We start from the raw sequence: 24186 nt of genomic DNA, 5'->3' as shown, positions 1-24186 counted from the left end.
GGAGATTTATATAAAATGACAAAACGCGCATTCGTAACAGGTGTAACTGGACAAGACGGATCTTACCTCGCAGAGCTTCTACTTGAAAAAGGCTACAAAGTATACGGGCTTCGCCGTCGTACAAGCACTCCGATCATGGAGAATATTGAGCATATCAAAAACGAGATTGAATTCATTGACGGAGATCTCCTCGATCAAGGCTCCCTTATCAATGCGATGCGCATTTCAAATCCGGATGAAGTCTACAATCTCGCTGCCCAATCTTTCGTTGGAACTTCCTGGATTCAGCCTGTCCTTACTGGCCAATCCACCGGTATTGGCGTTACGAACATGCTCGAAGCTGTGCGTTTGACCAAACCGGAAGCGCGTTTCTATCAAGCTTCTAGTAGCGAGATGTTCGGTAAAGTTGTTGAGACTCCGCAAAAAGAAACGACTCCTTTTTACCCGCGTAGTCCTTATGGTGTTGCCAAAGTGTACGGGCATTGGATCACTGTAAATTATCGTGAGAGCTTCGACATGTTTGCTTGCTCGGGCATCCTCTTTAACCATGAGTCTCCGCGCCGCGGCGTCGAATTCGTCACTCGCAAAGTAACGGATGCGGCTGTTCGTATTAAACTCGGTCTTCAAAAGGAGCTCCGCATGGGCAATCTGGATGCTAAGCGCGATTGGGGCTTTGCCGGAGACTATGTAAAGGCGATGTGGCTTATGCTTCAACAGGATACTCCTGACGATTATGTTATTTCGACGGGCGAAACGCATACCGTTGAAGAATTAGTTGAGATCGCATTTGGCCATCTTGACTTGAATTGGCGCGATTATGTTGTCATCGACAATAAATTTGTTCGTCCTGCAGAAGTAGACCTTCTTCTTGGGGACTGCACGAAAGCGAAGCGGAATTTAGGCTGGGAGCTGGAAGTTGGATTTGAGCAATTGGTGACCATGATGGTGGATAGCGATCTAACAAAGTTGCGGGGATAAAGGTGGGGATTTAATGAAAGCTCTGATAACAGGGGTAACAGGTTTTGTAGGTAACCATCTATTAAACGAACTTTTGTTAAGAAAGGACTGGAAAATTTGGGGGGCGGTAAGATCTCCCTCCAAATCCCCTATCTACCACAACTCTTTTTCGTATATTCAATTAGATTTACATGATGAACGAAAAATTGTCGACTGTTTGAATGAAATTAAGCCGCACTATATATTTCATTTGGCTGGGCAGAGCAATGTTCGTTTGTCATGGGATGACAAACGAAAAACATTTGATATTAATACCATGAATGTACTTAACCTACTTGAGGCAATTCGAAAAAGCGAAGTCGCAAACTCCGTAAAGCTGCTTACGGTCGGCTCTTCCGAAGAATATGGAATTGTAAAGCCAGAGAGCCTTCCTATTAGCGAAGACACGGCATTGGATCCTCAGAACCCTTATGGAATTTCAAAAGCGGCTATTAGTATGCTTATTAAACAATATCATAAGGCTTATGGTCTGAATGTCATACATGTTCGCCCGTTTAATCATATTGGACCGGGCCAAAGAAAAGGCTTTGTCACAGCTGATTTCGCGTATCAAATTGCAGCAATGGAGACCGGGAAAATTGAAAATGTATTCCGAGTTGGGAATTTATCCTCAAAACGTGATTTTCTAGATGTTCGGGATATAGTTAAAGCTTATTTAGAAATCATCATGTATGGTTCTGCTGGGCAGATCTATAATGTATGTTTAGGTAAGTCAACTAGTATACATGAGATCTTAAATTACTTCATTTCACAAGCAAGAGTCCCCATAAACGTTGAAATTTCACAGGAATTATTTAGGCCTGTGGATATCCCCTTATATGTTGGAGATAACTCGAAACTTTTTGAAGCGACGAAATGGAGACCGAAATATTCACTTGAGACTAGTCTCTCTGATATCCTTGAGTATTGGCGATATGAAATGAGGAATGAAGAGGATGCAATTGGAAAGAGCGACTGAATTTTTTCGCTATAGACAGATGCTCACAAGTTTAGTTTTGTCTGACCTTAGAACAAGATATCGAGGCTCTCTTTTAGGATTTTTATGGACGTTTATTAATCCTTTACTCATGCTAGGAGTTTACACACTGATTTTCTCTACGGTAATGAGGATAGACCTGGAGAATTATGCAATTCATTTGTTTATTGGATTGTTACCATGGATTTATTTTCAATCTTCTTTGGTGAATAGCTCGAGTGTCATAATTAGAAATGCAAATCTTATTAAAAAGATATATTTTCCGAGAGAGGTCCTTCCTCTTTCTGTTGTTTTTGGTGGGATGATTAATTATTTGCTTGGATGTTTCATTCTTATTCCCTCTATATATTTCTCGGGAATACATCTATCAAGTACGATTCTATATTTTCCACTAATTCTATTGATTCAAACTATTTTAATAGCGGCGTTTTGTGTTTTATTCAGTGCGATAACTGTATACTTAAGAGATGTTGAACATATCTTGGGAATATTTACGATGGCTTGGTTATACTTTACTCCTGTATTATATCCAACCTCTAATATACCTGAAAAATATCTTTTATATTTTAACTTAAATCCTATGAAACCCATTATTGAAGCCTATCAAGCTATTTTCTATTATGCAAAAGCTCCAAATCTATATGAATTGTTGATGTGTTCTATCTTTTCCATTGTTTTATTTGTATTTAGTTTAATGGTTTTTGGGAAATTAAACAAAAAATTTGCTGAAGAGGTATGATCTATAATGTCTATACCTGCAATTGAAGTGAAAAACCTATCAAAAGATTTCAAAGTTGCTATAGATAAAAAAAATACTTTTAAAGAACGTTTTCTTCGTTTTGGAAAGCAGAATTCAATAAGTTATCCTGCACTTGATAATGTGACGATTAAAATAAAAGAAGGCGAAACAGTTGCGCTTATGGGCCGAAATGGGTCGGGAAAGAGTACTCTTCTCAAAATCATGTCTAAAATCATTTTTCCAACGAAAGGTGAAATGAATATAAGAGGGCGTGTATCAAGTTTGTTAGAGCTTGGTGCGGGTTTTCATCCTGAATTTTCAGGTAGGGAAAATATATTTATGAATGCCTCAATACTAGGATTGTCTAAAAAAGAAATTAATTCAAAGTTAGAAGATATTATAAAGTTTTCTGAACTTGAGGATTTTATTGAGAGACCAGTTCGCGTATATTCCTCAGGAATGTATATGCGGCTGGCTTTTTCCATAGCTATCAATGTCGAGCCAGACATTTTGCTCATTGATGAAATACTAGCGGTGGGGGACTCTGCATTTCAAAATAAATGTATAAATAAAATTAAAGAACTAAAAGGGCAAGGCAAAACCATCATCATTGTAACACATGACAATGGCATGGTTGAAAGATTGTGTGATCGTGCAGTGTGGCTGCATAACGGGAAAGTAATCGAAACTGGAGAACCACGTGATGTAATAATGAAGTATATGTACAATCTTTCCGAAATGGAAAATTCAAGAATGATAAAAGAGGCCGAAAAGACTGAAAAAAAAGTACAAACAGACTCTGTTTCCTCTAATTCCACTAAAATAGATAACGGTGATCTCGATCGATGGGGAAACAAAAAAATTTCAATTGAGCAAGTACAGATAAGCAATATTAATCATCAAATCCAAAGATCTTTTCAAACTAATGAGGGTTTTGTCATTCAGATTCATTATAAGGTTCGAACAGAATTTCAAAATGCCGTATTTGGAATAGGAATCTTTACTCCTAATAGAGTTTGTTGCTACGGAACAAATACTTATATCGATAAGATTAATATAAAAACTTTGCCACCCAGTGGAATTGTTGAGTTTAAAGTAGAGTCTCTGAATTTAGTCGCAGGCGAATATTGGCTTGATGTAGCAATTCATCATGAAGATGGGGAACCGTATGATTATATATCTAAAGAATTGAGCTTTCAAGTCCATAACATTAATCCAGATACAGGAATCGCTTGGCTTGATCATGAATGGAAAATCAAAAGTTTGGAGTGATTATTGTGGATATAAAGATCGATGATGATGAGATTAATGTGAAAGAAATTATGGAAAAGATTAAGAAGAATATACACGATAAGAAAATTCCAAGAAAAGATTTTAATGATTATAATGCTAAGTATTCTACTGAAATTAGCAATGTGGAATCGGAATTAGTAGGTATGAATAGAAAATGGTATTATTCTGCAGATATTCCTCTAGTATCTCATCGTAATAAACTGATTGGGAAATTGATTTTAATTTCAAAAAAGGTTATTCGGAAATCGTTGAGATGGCATATTAATCCTATTGTCAACAATCAAATTGAATTTAATGCATCAACAGTTAGAGTTTTAAATGAGATGAGTTCATTATTATCTAAGCAAGAATTAGAAAAAGGGAACAGTCTTCTTCAATTGAAAAAGCAACAAGAACATATTGAGAACTTAGAAATGAAAATTAATCATATTGAATATAGACAGAATGAATCAATAATAGAATCTAATGATTTTGATTATTTAGAATTTGAGAATAAATATCGTGGAACAAGAGAATCAATTAAGGAAAAGCAAAAACAGTATTTAAAATATTTTAATGAGGGTGATACTGTTCTTGATCTTGGCTGTGGCAGGGGGGAATTCTCAGAACTTTTAATCGAAAATAAAATTCAGGCAATTAGTGTTGATAGTAATAATCAAATGATCGACTACTGTGGGGAGATTGGTATCAGAGCTATAAAGTCGGATATTTTCGATTTTCTGGACCAACAAAATGATGCATCTTGCCATGGAATCTTTTTAGGACAAGTCATTGAACACTTGACACTGAAACAACTTTTGAGGCTGTTGGAGCTTTCAAAAAAGAAATTAATGCCCAATGGTATCTTTATTGCCGAAACCCCTAATCCCCAATGTCTTTCAATTTACGCTCAAAGTTTCTATTTGGATCCTACGCATGTAAAACCGGTACATCCATTTTTAATGAGATTTATTATGGAATCAAGGTCATTCTCTGATATTGAAATTCATTACTTCTCTAAGAATGATGGATCCTTGCACTTACCAGTCTTGCTTAATTTCGATGAGGTTCAAATCGATCGATTAAATGAATTCAATGAAAAAATTCAAAGATGGAATGATGTTATCTTTGGCAATCAGGATTATTATATTATGGGAATTAAGAGAGAGGGAAAATGAAAAAAATAGCTCTTGTAACCCCTTGGTACGGGGCAAATATACCAGGAGGATCAGAGGCAGCCTCTAGAAATTTAGCGGAGAAAATTAACGAAGCTGGGTTAGAAGTTGAAGTTTTAACCACTTGTGTAAAACAATTCGCTAGCGATTGGAATCATAATTATTACAAACCTGGAATTGAAATTATCAATGGAATTCAGGTTAAAAGATTTAATGTTAAAAAGAGAAATACCGAGTTGTTTGATTCAATTAATCTTAAGTTAATAAATCAAATTGACATATCTGAAGAAGAAGAACGTGTTTTCTTGAATGAAATGATAAATTCTTCTGATTTGGTTGATTTCATCAAAAAGAACAAAGATGAATATACGGTATTTTTATTTATGCCATACATGTTTGGTACAACTTATAATGGAATAAAACAATTACCCGAAAAATCAATTTTAATACCAGCATTCCACGACGAGAATTATGCATATTTCAAGAAGTTTCGCGAACTGTATTCTCAAGTCAGAGGAATGATATTCTTTTCTGATGCAGAAAAAGATTGGGCGGTCCAGCATTATGATTTAACAAAGACTGCTGTTGAGGTTTTAGGTCTAGGTATTGAATATTTTGAACCGAATGCAAGTAGGTTTAGAGAAAAATTCAGTATCAATGAACCCTTTTTACTGTATGCAGGGCGGAAAGATCATGGTAAAAATGTTCATATTCTTCTAAATCATATGGAAAGATATCATCGTGATTATGGGCTTGAACTCAAGCTCGTTATGATCGGAGGTGGCCAGATAGATATTCCTCCCCTGATAAAAGATTGGGTTTTTGATCTTGGCTTTATAGACTCAAGCGATAAATATGACGCTATGGCTGCAGCTGAGTTCCTATGTAATCCATCACCCAACGAAAGTTTCTCACTTGTCATAATGGAGAGCTGGTTAGCAGGTACACCAGTTCTTGTAAATGAGAAATGTGAGGTTACTAAACGGTTTTGTGAAATATCTAACGGAGGATTATACTATAATAATCAAGAAGAATTCATCGAATGTTGGAAACTTCTTGTAAATAATAAAAAATTTAAGGAAAAATTATCAAACAATGGTAGAAAATATGTTTTAAATAATTTTACATGGGATAAAGTTACTGCTAACTATATTCATTTTATAGAATCGACAATGGGAGAATGAAATAATGGTCATCAATCAACTCTTACCAACAATTAGCTATGGAGACGCTGTTAGCAATAGTGCGATTAATATGATGAATACTCTAAATGATATGGGGATAAAATCTAAAATATATGCCGAAAATATTCATCCAAAAATGAAGAAATTTGCCTATGATGCTCACTTGTGTCCTAAAGATGAATCAGTTATTTATCACCTTTCTACTGGAAGTCATCTGGCATATAAAATACCAGAGTTTACAAAAGAAAAAATTCTTTTTTACCATAACATAACTCCGGCGAATTTTTTCAATGGGTACAGTGGGATTGCAGAAAAGCTTAGTTTTGAAGGTAGAGAACAACTGGAATTCTTATCTACTTGTGTCGATTACGCTTTTGGAGCGTCACAATATAACTGTCAAGAACTTATACAACTAGGGCTTAAAGATTCACAAGTGCTTCCCCTCATTATAAATTACGATGATTATAATAATCAACCAAACCATAGATTGTTATCGGAACTTAAACATAATAAGGGGAATAATATTCTATTTGTAGGGCGAATTGCTCCAAATAAAAAACAAGAGGATATAATTAAAACATTTTATTATTACAACAAATATATCGACAATGATTCAAAACTTTATCTTATTGGATCATATCAAGGAATGGAACGATATTATGAAGAACTTAAACGTCTGATTAATGATTTAAATCTAACTGATGATGTGCTTATAAGTGGTCATATTGGATTCTCTGATATTTTGTCTTATTATAAAGCGGCAGACCTTTTTTTGTGTATGAGTGAACATGAGGGATTCTGTGTCCCGATAGTCGAGGCAATGTATTTTGAAATTCCAATCATTGCATTTGAAAGCACGGCCGTCACCACAACACTGGGTAACGGTGGTTTTATCTGCAAGGATAAAGATCATTTGGCTATAGCAGAGTTAATGGATATTTACTTAAAAGATAAGGCGGTAAAGAATCGCATTAATAAAAATCAAAAAAAGAGATTGGATGATTTATCCAAAGATAACACCATAAAACTATTCATGGATGAAATCAAGAAGATTCTCAAAATATAGCGGGAGTTGGCGTGATGAAACCAAAAATTGCATTGGTGGTGCAAAGATACGGGCTAGAAGTTAACGGGGGCTCTGAATACAGTTGTCGATTATATGCAGAAAAACTTTTCGAGAATTATGAAGTTGAAATACTAACAACAAAAGCTAAGGATTATATGACCTGGGAAAATTATTATACTGAAGATATTGAGGAATTAAATGGAGTGGTCGTCAGAAGATTTAAAACAAACCATCCTAGGAATGTCGCTGAGTTCAATCGCTTTTCTGAAAAATTATATTCGAATTCGGAAAGAACAATATATGATGAATTGGAATGGATGCGATTGCAAGGGCCTGTTTCATATGACTTACTTTCCTACATTAAAAATTTTAAGGACGAATATTGTGCCTTTATTTTTTTCACCTATACATACTTTACAACATTCTTTGGGCTACAGCTTGTTCCAGACAAGAGCATACTGATTCCTACTGCGCATGATGAGCCTCCTATCCATTTATCCATTTATCAGCCGTTCTTTCACTTGGCTCGCAAACATTTCTTTTTGACAGAAGAAGAAATGAATTTTGTCCATAAAAAATTTAATAACGAATATATTCCATCTGAGATTTTAGGGATAGGCATCGATCCAATTAGTTATGAGGCGAGTTTTTTTGAAAATAGAATCAATTCAAATTATATTATCTATGTTGGAAGAATAGATGAATCTAAAGGTTGTAAAGAGCTTTTTGATTATTTTATAAGATATAAAGAAGAACATCCTTCGAACCTTAAACTAGTATTAGTCGGAAAACCGGTGTTGAAGGTCCCTACTAATAAAGATATCATTAGTCTCGGATTTATTGATGATAAAGAAAAAGCTGCAGCGATATATTATTCCGACTTTTTAATTATGCCTTCAAAATACGAAAGTTTGTCTCTTGTGGTTTTAGAAGCTTTTCTTTTCAAAAAAGCAGTTCTAGTGAATGCTCATAGTGAAGTACTCAAAGGGCATTGTGAAAAGAGTAACGGCGGGCTATATTATCAGGACTATGAGGAATTCAAAGCATGTCTACAAGTTATGGAAGATAAAAATTTTCTGAATATACTAGGGAAAAATGGGGAAGCTTATGTGAAAGAAAATTACACATGGGAGAAAACAATGAATAAAATGATTATGTCAATTGAAAATATTTCCATATTAAAGAAAGAGTGAAGATCATGCTTAAATCCACTAAAAACTATTTATCTATAAGCGTTTATGCGCTATCATCGTTACTATATTTCGGTAAAGTTGCTCTGAATCCAATGAGCATGCACGTTGGAACCGCGGGAGACGCAGAACAATTTATGTGGTATCTAGGTTGGTTTTGGGAGGCTCTTTTATCAGGGGATAATCCATTTATAAGTGAAAAGATGAATTACCCGAGTGGGATAAATCTTACGGCAAATACCTCCTTGATGGCCGAAGGGTTTATATTCGGATGGCTTGGTTATATTTTTAATATGATTTTTGTATATAATTTCATTGTTTTTGTAAATATTATTGTATCGTGTCTAATGGTTGAGCTAACCTTGAAGGAATTAGGAATACGCAGATGGCTTGCAATTTTAATGGCCATATTATCAAGTTTTATTCCTTATACGACAGCTCATATGCTTGGCCATTTAAATTTAACGACTACCATGTCAGTATTTATTATTTTTTATTTAATGGTAAAAATATTCAAAAATAATATTAAGAGAAATCGTTTGACTGGTATTGCTCTAGGGGTTATTCTAGCTTTCCAATTCTATACATCACTCGAAATATTGGCTACCTTGGCATTTTTTATTTTTATCTTGGCAATATATACGGCAATCATTGATATACAAAGTATAAAGTTTTTAATTAAAAGAGATAATATCATAATCTTTTTTTATTTTCTTGTTTCATTTATTTTCTTGGCCTTACCTGGCCTATATTACTTTCTCTTTGGTCCATTCTATAATTTCGAGAGCCAAGTGTATCAAGCTAAGAATATTTACGTCAACGATATACTGAATTTTGTTGTACCGACTGTCGTAAATGCCATGAGTTCTGAATCTACTCTAAAGATTACAAATTTATTTAGCGGTAATGCAGCTGAAATGAATGGATATATTGGGGTGCCTTTGATTATTACTTTCATATGGTCCTCTGTTATAACGTGGAAGAATAAATATGCTAGAATTATATCTTGGATGATTATTACGTTAGCTGTATTTTCTCTAGGAGAGCACTTACATCTTATGGGTACTTCATCTACATATCATCTCCCTTGGAGTTTCATGAACTATGTGCCTCTATTAAATCATGCTTTACCATCGAGATTAATGTTTTATGCAGATGTTTTACTAGTTTTAATGATTGCCTACTCCTTTGAATTATTTCTTAGGGAATCTAGAAAGAGAGCGTCACTAATCATTGGTGTTCTATTTATCATCATGTTTATTACGTGGCTGCCGAGAATTCCTTTCTATAATACAAGCGATTTTTCATTCTCATTAGATTTAGATGAGCAATCAATTATCTCAAAGGGAATAAATAGTGAGCCTACTGCAATATTTACGGATGACTTCCCTTCTATCATGGGGGCTCTTGCAAATAATCGCTACTCCTTCCCCACAGCTAATGTTTATGCTTATAACGATAATAAACAGGATATTCAATATTATAAAAATATGCTCAACTATAAAAATTCAGAAATTGCTTACTCACCTGAAATAATTGAATTAATCATTTCAAAACTAAAAGTGGAAAAGATTCTTTATATTCCCGTTCGGGATATAGCTCCAAATGAACTGATTGATGCAATTTCACATCTTTGTGGTGAGCCTATTAAAGGTGAACATGGTGTCTATTTTTGGGATATTCCTAATATTGAGAAAAATTATGATCTTGAAATCTCGGGAGATGTCTGGGATATAGCTAAAATACTGCAAGGTGGTAAAGAGAATCAGCAATGGGTGGGGTATAAATGGAATATAATTATTCAGAGAGAAACGACAATTACTATATCAGCTCCTTCGGAAGAAATGTTGAGTAAGGGGGCTACTGTGGAGTATTTCGAACAGAACCAGGAAACTGCACAAAAAATATATTTAAATCCAAATGAAAGTATTGATATTCATTTAAAAGCAGGGTCATATTTATTTACATCTTTAGATACTTTTATCCCTCAAGAGAAACGAATTAATGATGACACTAGGCGATTAAGTGTTCTGGTTAGCGTTAAACGATGAATTGTTGAAACGAGGGGATAATTATGGACTATAAGAAAGCTACTATTTCTGTTGTAGCTCCAATGTATAACGAGGGTTCCAATATCCAATATTTTTATGAACGTCTATCTGCAGTATTGCTGAGGCTACATATGGAATATGAAATTATCTGCGTAAATGATGGGAGTAAAGACGATACCTGGGATCGTCTGAAACAGCTTTCTCTTCAAGATTCTCGGATAAAAGCCATTGATTTGTCTCGAAACTTTGGGAAAGAAATAGCAATGACTGCAGGCATCGACTTTAGTCGTGGAGATATAGTTGTGCCCATTGATGCTGATCTACAAGATCCACCCGAACTCATTCCCGATATGATTGAAAAATGGCGGGAAGGATATGATGTGGTTTACGCCACACGTATTAAAAGAGAAGGCGAAACTCGTATGAAAAAGCTGACCGCTCATCTTTTTTATAGAACAATAAGGAAGATGACAAAGATTGATATTCCTGCGGATACAGGCGATTTTCGCTTGATGTCTAGACCCGTCGTTGATGCGTTGAAACAGCTTAAGGAACATCATCGATTTATGAAAGGGCTTTTCAGCTGGGTTGGTTTTAAGCAAACAAGCATACCTTATCTAAGGGATTCGAGACATTCTGGGAAGAGCAGTTTCAACTTTTGGAAGTTATGGAACTTCGCCATTGAGGGGATAACGTCGTTTACTTTCGCCCCGCTACAGCTATTTACTTATTTCGGTGTAGCTGTTTCATTTGCAAGCTTCCTCTACGCGATTTTTATGATTATAAGGACAACACTGTACGGAAATCCTGTACCGGGGTATCCATCCCTAATGGTTGCTATTCTATTCTTTAGCGGAGTACAGCTTATGACTCTAGGCATAATTGGAGAATACATCGGACGAATATATAATGAATCCAAGAGAAGGCCTCTATATTTGACGAGAGAATCGGTAGGTATAAATGAAGAAGAATTCCCCCAGAAATTGAAAAAAGTTCAATAAACCTTAAGGAAAGGACTGAATTATCCTGAAAGGCATCATTCTTGCAGGCGGGACCGGCTCCCGCCTGTTTCCTTTAACCAAAGTCACCAACAAGCACTTGCTGCCCGTAGGCAAATACCCGATGATCTTCCATTCCATTGCGAAGCTGAAGGAAGCCGACATCAAGGACATCCTCATCGTCACCGGCAAGGATCATATGGGAGATGTCGTCAACCTTCTCGGCAGCGGCCACGAGATGGGAGTCAATTTCACGTACAAGGTCCAGGACCAGGCAGGCGGCATCGCCCAAGCTCTGGGCTTGGCGGAGCACTTTGTCGGAGATGACCAGATGATTGTCATTCTAGGTGACAATGTCTTCTCCGACACCATCGCCGACTACGTGGAGAACTTCCGCAAGCAGCGCGAGGGCGCCAAAATTCTTATCCAGGAAGTGCATGATCCGCAGCGCTACGGCGTAGCGGAGCTGGACCGAGAGCAGATCGTATCAATTGAGGAGAAGCCCGCGGCGCCGAAGAGCAGCTATGCGGTGACCGGCATCTACATGTACGATAGCCGGGTATTCGACATCGTCAAGACTCTCCGGCCATCCGGGCGTGGAGAACTGGAAATCACCGATGTGAACAATGCCTATATCTCTTTGAAAAGTTTGACATATGATATATTGGAAGGCTGGTGGACAGACGCAGGTACCCATGCCTCTCTGACGCATGCCAACGAACTCTCCAAAGAGATCACACTCGGAGAAGAGTTTGGAAAGCTCAAGCGTTAAGAGGGAAAAGAGAGGAGGGGGCACGGGATGAACGTGCATGACACCAGGCTGCCTGGCTTGAAGCTCATTCAGCCTGTCGTTCATGGAGACCATAGGGGCTTCTTTGTCGAGAGCTACAATGAGGAGCGATATGTCCAGATGGGCATAACGACGAAGTTCGTTCAGGACAACCATTCCTTGTCGGTCGAGGCAGGCGTGCTGAGAGGCTTGCATTACCAGCTGAACCCCAAGGCGCAGACCAAGCTGGTCCGCTGTACGGCAGGAGCCATCTATGACGTCGTTGTCGATATCCGCAAAGGATCTCCGACTTACGGTAAATGGCAGGGATTCATCCTGAGCGCAGCCAACCATCGCCAGTTGCTCGTGCCCAAGGGCTTCGCCCACGGGTTCTGCACGTTGGTCGCGTGCTCGGAGGTCCAATACAAGGTGGATGAGCTCTACTCGGCCGAGAACGACCGAGGCATCGCCTGGAACGATCCGGCGCTGGGCATTGATTGGCCAGCAACCAAGCCTGTCCTGTCGGACAAGGATGGAAAGCATCCGCTCCTGGCAGACGCCGAGACCAACTTCGTCTACGAATAAACGTTTCAGGAAGGAAAGGTGACCATGAAACTGCTCGTTACCGGCGGAGCCGGATTCATAGGAAGCAACTTCGTGCTTTATATGGCGGAGAAATACCCAGACTATGAGTTCATCAACGTGGATGCCCTGACGTACGCGGGCAACCTGGAGAATCTCAAGGCGGTCGAGTCCGCTGCGAACTACAGGTTCGTAAAGGCGGACATCACGAAGCGCGAGAATCTGGAAACGCTGTTCCAGGCCGGCATCGATGTCGTCGCCAACTTCGCGGCGGAGTCCCATGTGGACCGCAGCATCCTGGAGCCGGATGTATTCGTTCGGACGAATGTGCTCGGCACCCAGACGCTGCTGGAGCTGTCCAAGCAATACGGCGTTAAGAAATTCGTTCAGGTGTCGACCGACGAAGTGTACGGAACGCTCGGCGAGAGCGGCCTGTTCACGGAAGAGACGCCGTTGGCGGCGAACAGCCCCTACTCGGCCAGCAAGGCCGGAGCGGACCTGCTGGTGCGCGCGTACCACGAGACGTTCGGGCTCGATGTGAACATCACCCGCTGCTCCAACAACTACGGCCCTTACCAATTCCCGGAGAAGCTGATCCCGCTGATGATTCAAAACGCGCTGCAGAATAAGCCTCTGCCTTTATACGGCGACGGCCTGAACGTACGCGACTGGCTGTATGTCGAAGACCACTGCAGCGCCATTGATCTCGTCATCCACAATGGCGTGAACGGGGAAGTGTACAATGTGGGGGGCCGGAATGAGCGCACGAACATCCATGTCGTGAAGACGATCCTCGAGGAGCTTGGCAAGCCGGAGTCCCTCATCCAGTACGTGAAGGACCGTCTCGGCCATGACCGCCGCTATGCGATCGACGCGGACAAGATCCGGAATGAGCTCGGCTGGAGTCCAAAGCATGATTATGAGTCCGGAATTCGGATGACGATTCGCTGGTACTTGGACAACAAGGAGTGGATGGAAGGCGTCCTGAGCGGCTCCTACCAGGACTATTTTAAGACGCAGTACGGCGAGCGCCTGAGCCCGGAGGAAAGCTCGAAATGAGCGTCCGCGAAGAGACGCCTGCCCGGCTGAAGGTCGTCGTGACCGGAGCCGGAGGCCAGCTGGGATGCGAGCTGGCCCTCTGGTCGCCGTCCGATCGCTATGAGGTCGTGGGGCTGACCCGCCACGAGCTCGACATCACCTCCGAAGCCAGCTGCCGCAAGGTCATCGCCTCGCTCAAGCCGGATGTCGTCATCCACTGCGCCGCCTACACAGACGTGGACCAGGCGGAGTCCGACGAGGAGGGCGCCATGGCGGTCAATGCGGCAGGCAGCGGATTTGTCGCCGAGGCGGCGCAGGCTGCCGGAGCCAAGCTAATCTATATCAGCACGGACTACGTCTTTGGTGGCAACGGCACGAGGCCTTACCAGGTCGATGATCCTGTGGAACCTCGGACGATTTATGGCAAGTCCAAGCTCGCAGGAGAGACGATTTCGGCCGAGCGGAACGAGCGGACGTTCGTCGTCCGTACGTCCTGGGTATACGGCCGCTATGGAGCCAACTTCGTCAAGACGATGCTGAAGCTCGGCAACGAAAGGGACAGCCTTAAGGTCGTGAGCGACCAGAAGGGCTCGCCGACGTACACGAAGGACCTCGCCGCCTTCCTGCTGGAGCTGGCGGAGACAGATGCCTACGGCATCTATCACGCCTCCAACAGCGGCAGCTGCACGTGGTACGAGTTCGCCAAGGCGATCTTCGAGGAGAGCGGGATGGCGACGGAGGTCGTGCCCTGCACTTCGGAGGAGTTCGTGAGGCCGGCTCCGAGGCCGCGCTACTCGGTCATGGACCTCAGCCGCATCCGCGAGGAAGGTCTCAGCGAGCTACCGGAATGGCGTGAGGCGCTGAGAGCTTTCCTTCGGAAAGAGCAGGACTAGAGTAGAATACAGCAAAGGGACCGGCCATCTGCGGATGGCGCGGTCCCTTTTCATGTCTTGTAATTACGGAATGGAGTGCCTGCTCTCCGCCAGTACTTGCTCCAAGTACCTCAGCGTCTCGTCCCTGAGCTCAGGATGCTTCAGAGCATAGTGGATGGTCGTCTGGATGAAACCGTTCTTTTCGCCGACGTCATGCCTCAGACCCTCGAACTGGTAACCGTAGATGCTCTCCAGCCCCAGGAGCCGGGACAGCGCGTCCGTCAACTGGATTTCGCCACCGACGCCTTCCTGCTGCTCGAAGAGGATGTTGAAGATGGCTGGGGTGAGGATGTAGCGGCCCATGATGGCGAGGTTTGACGGAGCTTCGGCCGCGGGCGGCTTTTCTACGAGGCCCTTGGCTTTGTACAAGCGGTCGCCGGCCGGAGCGGCGTCGATGAGCCCATAGCGGGACACCTCGCTCCACGGCACTTCCTTGACCCCGACGACGGACGTCTCGTACTGGTCGTAGACATCTATAAGCTGACGGAGGCAAGGCTTGTCCGACTCGACGATGTCGTCCCCAAGCAACACGGCGAACGGCTCGTCGCCGATGAACTTGCGGGCGCACCAGATCGCATGGCCCAGTCCCTTGGGCTCTTTTTGGCGGATGTAGTGGATATCGGCCATGTTGGACGGCTTGGTGACAGAGTCCAGCAGATCCCATTTTTTTTTGGAAGCCAGATGATGCTCGAGCTCGAAGGAGTAGTCAAAATGATCCTCGATAGCGCGCTTGCCTTTACCGGTGACGATGATGATGTCCTCGATGCCGGAGGCGACCGCTTCCTCGATAATGTACTGGATGGTCGGCTTGTCGACGATCGGCAGCATTTCCTTCGGCATCGCTTTTGTGGCTGGCAGGAACCGCGTGCCGAGGCCGGCTGCTGGGATGATGGCTTTGCGTACGGGCATGGTTCAGGTCCCACTTTCATCTCGATTTGGAAAATTAAGAACTAGTATATCATATAAGTGGTTCGTGCTCATAAAGATAGAATCGTGAGGAAGGAACGGCGGCGAATCAGGGCAGGGTTTTCTTACGCGCCCGCGGGCTGAGAGACCACTTCAATTCGCGGGCCATGACCGTTAGGATAAGGATCAGCATGAGGACATGGGCGTACGCCAATCCCACGGCGAAAGCATGCTCCCAGCCGGACAAGGAGCCGTCTCCGTTGACGAATGGCGAGCCGCTTCCGTGCCTCCCGCCGCGGCTCGCCATGCGGCCGCGGTCTTCTTCCGCATGAAGCCACTTCCCCCCGAACCCTCCATTGAGCACCAACCAGATATTCAGCGCGGTCGACATCGTGAACAGCCCGGCTGAGACCCCCCAGAATAAACGCTCCCTCCCAGGTTTCAGCAGGAACGGAATCAGCAATAGGAATAACATTGCCGGTACTCCGTAGCGCTCATGGATCTCCGTCGGCAGCAGGAAGAAGGCGAGATTGACCATAGCGGCCGCTTTCAGGAGATGAATGGTTTTAAGATCCCGCATAATCAGGATATAGGCCGCCACGAACAGGCAGACAATCCCAAGCAGGATGAATCCGAAGGTCTTGTAACTGACGCCGCCAAAGAAGATCGTATCGTCATGGACGGACGGATTCGTAAAGAGGTGGTACCACAAGTTAAATGCGTTCAGGGAAAGCTGGGGATACATATCCGTCGCACTGAGGTACGCCATGCGGACCATGTCGTCCAGAGCGCCCTTCATAGCGAACCAGCCTGCGGTCAAAGCCGCAGGGATGGCGAAGCCGGCGATGAAGAGCAGCGGACGGCGCCAGTCGCGCCGCAGCAGCTGTCGGAGCAGCAGCGCCCCCAGGACGGGTGCAACGACGATCGCTTGGAACTTGCTAAGCAAAGCGACCGCAATGAGAACACCGGCGGCTAGCGGCTGGGTCAGCACGAGCAGCACGGATATGACCATCAGAGCGCTATGGAAGACATCGATCTGTCCCCAAACCGCTCCATCTGCGAGCAAGGCAGGATTGAAGGCGAGACAGGCGAGAAGCGCCAGACGGCGCTTGTAAGACCAGCGTCGGAATATCAGTAGCAGCGCTGCCATGGTGCCGAGATCGAACAGGATCGGAAGCATTTTGCTGCTCAGATGGGCGGTCCGGATCTCGATGCCGAGGAAGTTCAGGACATGCCCGTACCCTTCCAGAATAGCGATGAATACCGGCGGGTAATTCTGCATGTCGGAGTTGAGGTACGACCCGCGCATCCCATGATGCATGGCGGCTTCCATCCAACGGATGAAATACATCTGGTCTCCGACATACCCTTGGGTGTAGATCCCCAGCAGAATCCTGATGGCAAGTCCCCCTGCAAAAAGGGCGGCAACCGCTGCATAGAATTGCTCAGGCCTCATCCCCTCCGATGGAAGCACGGCCTTGTCTTTCCTGTACTTAAACTCGCTGTCCCGCGGTAGGCTGTCGCTCTTCATCCGTCGGCTCTCCTTTCAGTATCTTTTTTATTGATCCGTCTATCCTGCATGTAACATGCATGTCCGAGGTCTCTTCTTATTCAACTCTGTCAGCCGTTATTACTCCCGCTTGCGGTAGCTGCCTGGCGATAGGCCATAGCGATCACGGAATACCCGGTGTAAATAGGTGTAGGTTCCGAAGCCTGACTCGTCTGCGATCTGCTCCAGCGTCAGCTGGCTGTTGTCCATGAGCCTGAGCGCCATAGCGAGCCGGACCTGCTGGGCGTACTGCATGATGGAGCAGCCGATCTGCTGCTTGAACAGATGCACTGCGCGGGTTTTGCTGATGCCGGCATGGGCGGCCGCTTCATCCAGAGTGAAGGATCCGGTGGCATTGGCTTCGACAAAATGCTTGATTTTCAGCGCTTGCAACGCGGTCGTGCCGCTTTTCGCGGCGGGCGCCTCCGTGATGGCGCGGTCCAGCAGCAGGCAGAGCGCCTGCAGCAGAGCGGTCAGGATGGCCGGACTGCCTCCGTCGAGCCTGCGCCGCTCCAGCATGAGCTGCTGCCAGACGCTGTCGATCTTCCCGTCGTCCGCGATGCGGATCCGGGAAGGGCGTTCCCGCATCCGCCACCACTCATCCAGCCAAGGTCCCGTGGCCATGACGTAATAATCGGAGCTTGGACCGTAGCGGCTGCCGGGGCCGGGAGCCTCGATTTGCAGGTCGTAGGCATCGCCTGGACGATACATCAGCAAATCTCCTGGCAATACGGTCTTCATGGAGCCGCCGATGAGCGCGCGGGCCTCGCCTTCCGTCTGCAAGCGGAGAAGGTAGGTATCCAGGGTCCGGAACGATTGGCGAAAAGGCTGCAGATGCCTGGAGAAGTCGCATAAGGTCATCGTAAGGGGATGAGGATCCATTTAAAAGCACCGCCTCTCCTATTTAGCTTAATACGGAAAGATGAAGCTTGAATGAACGGGATGTTAGCAAATTTTGAACTTCTACAGCAGCTTGCTCGAAATCGGGAGGGATGAAGAGGACATCAATCCGAACGACCAGATCGTTGAGGTTCCTAGCCATATTGTTTCTTCATCCCGAAAGGCCTTTCCTTCTATAATAGAGTCAATTGTACAGGAAGGGATGAGGAGCATGAGCGAAAACTAATTCGACCCAAAGTTCTGTAAGCGCATACGCTTCACTGAAAGTCGGCACGGCAAGGGTGCAGACGAGACAGGACGATGTGGCCTATCAGTTGATTGAAGGCATCGGTGGCGCGCTTACGGAGGCATCTGCCGTTGATCGCCAAGCTGAGTCCGGCCAAGCAGCAGGAGATCATCGACGCGTATTTCGATCCGGAGCATGGATCGAAATACGCTGTGCCTCTCCCATATTCAGAGCTGCGATTTCTCGCTCGGCAATTACGCCTATGTAACAGACGGGGACGAGGGGATGGAAAGTTTCAACATTTCGAAGCTCTTTCGGCTATGCATGACCGTTTTCCGGAAGGCTCTGTTTCTCAGCTAAGGCTGTCAAAAAGGCGGCTTCCATCTCGGCTCCTGAAATACAGGCGAGCGCTACGGCCAGGAGGAACCAACCTCGACTGCTAGTATTCTACTCAATCGGAGGGACTTATATTGGCTAAAATTACTTTCCCCAAAAACTTCGTCTGGGGCACCGCTACCGCATCCTATCAAATCGAGGGCGCCTGGAACGAGGACGGCCGCGGCTTGTCCATCTGGGATACGTTTTCCCGCACGCCCGGCAAGGTCGTGAACGGCGACACGGGAGACGTGGCATGCGACAGCTACCACCGCTACGAGGAAGACATTGCCCTGCTCAAGAAGCTGGGCGTGTCTTCGTACCGCTTCTCCATCGCATGGCCGCGGATATTCCCGCAGGGCACGGGAGAGGTCAATGAAAAGGGACTGGACTATTACGGCCGCGTCATCGACGGCTTGATCGAAGCCGGCATCGAGCCGGCCGTCACGCTGTACCACTGGGATCTGCCGCAGGCGCTGCAGGATCAGGGCGGCTGGGACAACCGCGAGACGATCGATGCGTTCGTGAAGTATGCCGAGGTCGTATTCAAGGCTTTCGGAGGCAAAGTGAAGCAGTGGATCACGTTCAACGAAACGTGGTGCATCTCCTTCCTCTCGAACTTTATCGGCGTGCACGCTCCCGGCCACACGGATCTGCAGCTGGCGACGAACGTCGCCCATCACTGCATGGTCGCTCATGGCAGGACGGTCCAGCTGTACCGCAGCCTGGGGCTGCCCGGAGAAATCGGGACGACGCATAACCTGAGCTGGTCGGAGCCTTACACGACGAAGCCGGAGGATGTGGAGGCGGCACGCCGCTCGCGCGCCTGGGGCAACGAGTGGTTCCTCGAGCCGACGTTCAAGGGCACGTATCCACAGTTCCTGGTGGAGTGGTTCCGCGGCAAAGGTGTCGAAGTGCCGATCCTGCCGGGAGACATGGAGACGATCGCGCAGCCGATCGACTTCATCGGCGTGAACTTCTACACGGGCGGCTACACGCGCTACAAGGAGAACAACGGGCTGTTCGACAGCGAGGATGTCCAGGTCGGCTTCGATCAGACGCATATCGGCTGGAACGTCTATCCGGAGGCGCTCTACAAGGTGCTCAGCTGGCTGCATGAGGAATACGGCGATACTCCGATCTACATCACGGAGAACGGGGCTTGCTGCGATGACCAGCTGGACGCCGACGGCAGCGTCCATGACGCTGACCGGGTCGACTACTACCGCAAGCATTTCATTCAGTGCCAGCGCCTCATCGACTCCGGCGTGCCGCTTGCGGGCTACTTCGCCTGGTCGCTGCTCGACAACTTCGAATGGGCTGAAGGCTACGCCAAGCGCTTCGGAATTGTATACACGAACTATGAAACACTGGAACGCACGCCGAAAGACAGTTATTATTTTATTCAGAAGGTCATTTCGGAAGGCGGGTTCGAAGTATAAATGAACAACCAGGATCCAGCGGCGCATTCGTCGCTGTCTCCGGACAAGGGCGGCAGCGGGGCGTCAGGCTTCGCTGCCGCTCCTGTCCGGGGGACGGTGAGCGTCCATATCGTGACTTACAACAGTGAAGAGGATATCGAGGGCTGTCTGGACTGCGTCCTGGCGCAGTCGTATCCGATCGAGAAGATCGTCGTGCTGGACAATGCGTCGGGCGACAGCACGGTGGAGCGGCTCCGCCGTTATGAGGCGGGGATTGCACGTGAGCGTGAAGTAGAGCCCGGCGCGGCCGAGCTCGTCATCATCGAGAACGCGGTGAATACCGGCTTCGCCGGCGGCCAGAACCGAGCGCTCGCGGCGGCGGGCAGCGATTACGCGCTCGTCCTCAATCCGGATGTCAGGCTGCATCCGGATTATGTGCGCGGGCTGGCGGAGCGGCTGGATCGCATGCCGGCAGCCGGCAGCGCCGCCGGCATGCTGGTCCGCCAGCCGGAGGGAGGCGTCGGCATGCCTGCTGCCGAAGCTCCCGAAGCGGGCGGCATGGCCGCAGCCGAAGCTCCCGGAGCCGGCAGCATGGCCGCAGCCGAAGCTCTCGGAGCGGGCGGCATGCCTGCTGCCGAAGCTCCGGACGCCGGCCTGGCATCGCCGCGCCGCGCGCTGCCGCAGGCGGTCCGAGCCTGGCTGGACCGCCTGCCGCCGGAGGCGGTCATCGACAGCACAGGCCTGTCGATGGATGCCGCGCGGCAGGCCCGCGACCGCGGAGCCGGGGAGCCGGCCTCCCGCTGGCTGGACGGCGGCGAGGCGTTCGGCGTATCCGGCGCCGCCGCGATGTACCGCCGCCGCATGATGGAGCATGTCTCCATCGAGGGCGAATTTTTCGACGAAACCTTTTTCGCGTACAAGGAGGATGTCGATGCGGCATGGAGGGCAGAGCTCCTCGGCTGGAAGTCCCTCTACGCGCCGGAGGCGAGAGCTTTGCATGCGCGAGGCTGGAAGGAAGGCGGGCGCTCGGGAATCTCTCTGTTCGTGCGGAGGCATTCTTACGAGAACCGGTTCTATGCCTTGATTAAAAACGAGAGAAGCCTTTTGAATATTCCTGCTGTTATAGCGATAGAAATCCTCAAAGCGGGGTATATCATAGTGAAAGAGAGAGATTTGATTCCTTGCTGGAAATCCATCTGGAACCGGATTCCGGAGATGCGGCGCAAGCGGCGCGAGCTTCATTCGAAGCCGCGGCGCGATTAACTACCGGCCTGCAATAAGGTTCTCTCTCATTGCCTGCAACATTTTGCCGCGTGATGCGTCCGAATAGATAGCTGGCGTTCTCCTTTTTTGGTACAATTAGCGAGATAGCTAGACTTATAGATTTGCGGTGATGAATATGTTGAGAAGAAACCAGCGTTTTTTGACGCAAATATACATTTTGGCGGATCTGGTCTGCATGCTGGGCGTATTTCTGATCGCCTACTGGATCAAGTTCCATAGCGGACTGCTGCCGTCCTACGAGACGATTCCGTTCAAGACCTATCTGGTCTGGAGCACGGTCTATGCTTTCGCCGCCGTGCTGATCGGGTTCTATACGAGCTTCTATCAGCCCAAGCGCCGGATGAACTTCTCGCGCGACGTGCTCAAGATCTTCCAGGTGCAATGCCTGAGCCTGCTGCTTCTTTTGAGCCTCTTGTTCATCAGCAAGGAAGTACATATTTCCAGGGAATTCCTGGCCATCTTCTTCGCCTTCAACCTGTTCGCGATGATCGTGTACCGGTTCGCGGTCAAACGTCTGCTTACCGTGTTCCGCCGGCGCGGATTCAACAAGCGCTACGTGCTTATTTTGGGAGCGGGCAGCGTCGGCCGGAGCTTCCACGACCAGCTGCGTCTCTACCCGGATCTCGGTTATGAAGTGTACGGCTTTCTGGATGATTTCCAGGTGCGGCACGAATCTGAGGTGATTGCGAGCTATAATGCGGAGCCGCTCAGCCCGATCGTCGGCAAGCTTCAGGATCTGGAGCGGATGCTGGCGGACAATCCGACGATCGACGAGGTCATCATGGCGCTCCCGCTGGATGCCCACTCCAAGTACGGCTCCATCATCAAGATCTGCGAGAAGGCCGGCGTCAAAACGCTGATCATTCCCGATTACTTCGATTTGCTGCCGGCAAAGCCGTTTTTCGACAATTTCGCCGGCGTGCCGCTGATCAACATCCGCGACGTGCCGCTGGACGAGATGGGCAACCGGATCGCCAAACGAACCTTTGATATCCTGTTTTCCCTTTTCGCGATCATTCTGCTGTCCCCGATCCTGCTCGGGATCGCCGCCGGCATCAAGCTGACCTCCCCTGGCCCCGTGTTGTTCCGGCAAGAGCGGGTGGGGCTCAACCGCCGCAGCTTCCACATGCTGAAGTTCAGGTCCATGAAGGTCAGCGCCGGAGTCGCTTCCGATGTCACCTGGACGGTCAAGAACGACCCGCGCCGCACCCGCTTCGGCACGTTCCTGCGCAGCACGAGCCTTGACGAGCTTCCTCAGTTCTTCAATGTGCTCCGGGGAGAAATGAGCGTGGTCGGCCCTCGTCCGGAACGCCCCTTCTTCGTGGAGCAGTTCAAGGAAGAAGTGCCGCGCTACATGGTCAAGCATCATATCCGGCCGGGAATCACCGGCTGGGCTCAGACGAACGGCCTGCGAGGAGATACGTCCATCGACGAGCGGATAAGGCATGACCTGTTCTACATCGAGAACTGGAGCTTCTTCTTCGATATCCGCATCATTTTCAAAACCGTCGTGAAAGGACTCATTCATAAAAATGCCTATTAACAGCAGGGCCGATTCCCCGGCTGCCGGCCTTCCGCATTCGCGGAGTCTGAGTGACAGGGTCTCGGTTATCATTCCGACGCGCAATGCCGGCCCCGGATTCGGCGAGCTGCTGGATCGCCTCAAGCGCCAGACCCTTCCCCCTTGCGAAATCATCGTCATCGATACGGAATCGTCGGACGGAACGCCCGAGACGGCCCGTCGTGCAGGAGCCCATGTCCTGACCATCCAGCGCTCGGAATTCGATCACGGAGGCGCCAGGAATCGAGCTGCCGCGGAAGCAACGGGCTGCATCCTGCTGTTCATGACCCAGGACGCCATGCCATGCGACGACCGGCTGCTGGAACAGCTGACCGTATCGCTTCATGAGGATGGCATAGGGTATGCTTACGCCCGTCAGCTGGCCAGGCCCGAAGCCGATCAGCTGGAGCGCATGTCGAGGGAATACAACTATCCTCCGGAATCCCGGCAGAAGGGAAGGGAGGATCTGGGCGCGCTCGGCATCAAAACCTTTTTCTGCTCCAACGTCTGCTCGGCGATCCGCCGGGGCATGTTCACGGAGATGGGCGGATTCCAGGAGCCGACGCATTTCAACGAAGACCTTTTCATGGCGGCGAAGCTCGTGCTCAAGGGCTATCGGATCGCTTACAATGCCGAAGCCCGAGTCGTTCATTCCCATGACTATACGCCGCTGCAGCAGTTCAAGCGGTTTTACGACAATGGCGTCTCCATGGCGGAGCAATCCTGGATACTCCCTTACGCTTCCGTCGGCAAGGAGGGTGCCGGACTGGTCAAGGCCCAGCTCAAGTCGCTGGCGGAAGCAGGCAAGTGGCTGCGGATTCCCCGTCTTGCGGCAGAAAATGCGGCCAAGCTGATCGGTTATAAGCTGGGCATCCACCACAAGCGGCTGCCGCTCAAGCTTCAGCGCAAGTTCAGCATGTATCGCCCGTAGCCGGACTACAGTCCGCTTGCGGGCCTTCTCTTATTTTGGAGGGA

21 protein-coding genes are annotated in these 24186 nt (G+C 47.1%); 18 read left to right on the top strand and 3 right to left on the bottom strand.

What is annotated here, in order from left to right:
* The first annotated feature begins 15 nt into the window (after positions 1–15).
* The 14 genes from gmd to rfbD are packed head-to-tail and all read left to right on the top strand — an operon-like array spanning position 16 to position 14950.
* The gene (gene gmd, locus ACLBWT_RS10610) at positions 16–978 is read left to right on the top strand and encodes a GDP-mannose 4,6-dehydratase (RefSeq protein ID WP_447663050.1); all 963 of its coding nucleotides are present in this window, start codon (positions 16–18) and stop codon (positions 976–978) included.
* Positions 979–991: 13 nt separating this feature from the next.
* Entirely contained in the window at positions 992–1975 is a 984-nt protein-coding gene (locus ACLBWT_RS10605) for a GDP-mannose 4,6-dehydratase (RefSeq protein WP_447663048.1), read from the top strand.
* A complete protein-coding gene (locus tag ACLBWT_RS10600; RefSeq protein ID WP_447663047.1) occupies positions 1953–2732 on the top strand; it encodes an ABC transporter permease in 780 nt (259 codons plus the stop codon). Before ACLBWT_RS10605 ends, ACLBWT_RS10600 begins: the two co-directional genes overlap by 23 nt.
* Positions 2733–2738: 6 nt before the next feature.
* Positions 2739–4004, top strand: a complete 1266-nt coding sequence (locus ACLBWT_RS10595; RefSeq protein WP_447663045.1) for an ABC transporter ATP-binding protein — start codon at positions 2739–2741, stop codon at positions 4002–4004.
* A 5-nt stretch (positions 4005–4009) separates the two neighbouring features.
* Positions 4010–5182 (top strand): class I SAM-dependent methyltransferase, encoded by a 1173-nt coding sequence (locus tag ACLBWT_RS10590; RefSeq protein ID WP_447663044.1) that lies wholly within the window; start codon positions 4010–4012, stop codon positions 5180–5182.
* Positions 5179–6363 carry a glycosyltransferase family 4 protein gene (locus tag ACLBWT_RS10585; RefSeq protein WP_447663043.1) on the top strand — a complete coding sequence of 395 codons (1185 nt, stop codon included), beginning with the start codon at positions 5179–5181 and terminating at the stop codon, positions 6361–6363. Before ACLBWT_RS10590 ends, ACLBWT_RS10585 begins: the two co-directional genes overlap by 4 nt.
* Before the next feature lie 4 nt (positions 6364–6367).
* Positions 6368–7429 carry a glycosyltransferase family 4 protein gene (locus ACLBWT_RS10580; RefSeq protein WP_447663041.1) on the top strand — a complete coding sequence of 354 codons (1062 nt, stop codon included), beginning with the start codon at positions 6368–6370 and terminating at the stop codon, positions 7427–7429.
* 14 nt (positions 7430–7443) lie between these two features.
* Complete coding sequence (locus ACLBWT_RS10575) at positions 7444–8622, top strand: glycosyltransferase family 4 protein (protein ID WP_447663039.1); 1179 nt, start codon at positions 7444–7446, stop codon at positions 8620–8622.
* Between the two features lie 5 nt (positions 8623–8627).
* Positions 8628–10670: a hypothetical protein gene (locus tag ACLBWT_RS10570; protein ID WP_447663037.1), complete on the top strand. Its 2043-nt coding sequence runs from the start codon at positions 8628–8630 to the stop codon at positions 10668–10670.
* A gap of 23 nt (positions 10671–10693) precedes the next feature.
* Entirely contained in the window at positions 10694–11671 is a 978-nt protein-coding gene (locus ACLBWT_RS10565) for a glycosyltransferase family 2 protein (protein ID WP_447663035.1), read from the top strand.
* Positions 11672–11696: 25 nt separating this feature from the next.
* Positions 11697–12440, top strand: a complete 744-nt coding sequence (locus ACLBWT_RS10560) for a sugar phosphate nucleotidyltransferase (protein ID WP_447663114.1) — start codon at positions 11697–11699, stop codon at positions 12438–12440.
* 27 nt (positions 12441–12467) lie between these two features.
* Positions 12468–13022 carry a dTDP-4-dehydrorhamnose 3,5-epimerase gene (gene rfbC, locus ACLBWT_RS10555; RefSeq protein ID WP_447663033.1) on the top strand — a complete coding sequence of 185 codons (555 nt, stop codon included), beginning with the start codon at positions 12468–12470 and terminating at the stop codon, positions 13020–13022.
* Positions 13023–13046: 24 nt separating this feature from the next.
* Positions 13047–14078 carry a dTDP-glucose 4,6-dehydratase gene (gene rfbB, locus ACLBWT_RS10550; RefSeq protein ID WP_447663031.1) on the top strand — a complete coding sequence of 344 codons (1032 nt, stop codon included), beginning with the start codon at positions 13047–13049 and terminating at the stop codon, positions 14076–14078.
* A gap of 26 nt (positions 14079–14104) precedes the next feature.
* On the top strand, positions 14105–14950 hold the full coding sequence (gene rfbD / locus ACLBWT_RS10545; protein ID WP_447663112.1) for a dTDP-4-dehydrorhamnose reductase: 846 nt from the start codon (positions 14105–14107) through the stop codon (positions 14948–14950).
* Between the two features lie 63 nt (positions 14951–15013).
* On the opposite strand, the gene galU is transcribed toward rfbD, so the two are convergent.
* The 3 genes from galU to ACLBWT_RS10530 all read right to left on the bottom strand — a co-directional run bounded on the left by galU (position 15014) and on the right by ACLBWT_RS10530 (position 18326).
* Positions 15014–15898, bottom strand: coding sequence for a UTP--glucose-1-phosphate uridylyltransferase GalU (gene galU, locus ACLBWT_RS10540; RefSeq protein WP_447663029.1), 885 nt, complete (start codon positions 15896–15898; stop codon positions 15014–15016).
* A gap of 106 nt (positions 15899–16004) precedes the next feature.
* On the bottom strand, positions 16005–17426 hold the full coding sequence (locus ACLBWT_RS10535; protein WP_447663027.1) for a hypothetical protein: 1422 nt from the start codon (positions 17424–17426) through the stop codon (positions 16005–16007).
* A 99-nt stretch (positions 17427–17525) separates the two neighbouring features.
* Positions 17526–18326: a helix-turn-helix domain-containing protein gene (locus ACLBWT_RS10530; RefSeq protein ID WP_447663025.1), complete on the bottom strand. Its 801-nt coding sequence runs from the start codon at positions 18324–18326 to the stop codon at positions 17526–17528.
* Between the two features lie 714 nt (positions 18327–19040).
* On the opposite strand from ACLBWT_RS10530, the gene ACLBWT_RS10525 reads away from it, so the two are divergent.
* From ACLBWT_RS10525 to ACLBWT_RS10510, 4 genes are all read left to right on the top strand, one after another.
* On the top strand, positions 19041–20387 hold the full coding sequence (locus ACLBWT_RS10525) for a GH1 family beta-glucosidase (protein ID WP_447663023.1): 1347 nt from the start codon (positions 19041–19043) through the stop codon (positions 20385–20387).
* Positions 20388–21629: a glycosyltransferase family 2 protein gene (locus tag ACLBWT_RS10520; RefSeq protein ID WP_447663022.1), complete on the top strand. Its 1242-nt coding sequence runs from the start codon at positions 20388–20390 to the stop codon at positions 21627–21629.
* Between the two features lie 136 nt (positions 21630–21765).
* On the top strand, positions 21766–23193 hold the full coding sequence (locus tag ACLBWT_RS10515) for an undecaprenyl-phosphate glucose phosphotransferase (protein ID WP_447663020.1): 1428 nt from the start codon (positions 21766–21768) through the stop codon (positions 23191–23193).
* Positions 23183–24142, top strand: coding sequence for a glycosyltransferase family 2 protein (locus tag ACLBWT_RS10510; RefSeq protein WP_447663018.1), 960 nt, complete (start codon positions 23183–23185; stop codon positions 24140–24142). The genes ACLBWT_RS10515 and ACLBWT_RS10510 overlap by 11 nt, the downstream gene beginning before the upstream one ends.
* Positions 24143–24186: the final 44 nt, after the last annotated feature.

The sequence above is a fragment of the Paenibacillus sp. D51F genome (genome assembly GCF_053345695.1).
The sequence above is the reverse complement of the archived record's forward strand: the minus strand, read 5'-3'. Positions and strand labels throughout refer to the sequence as shown.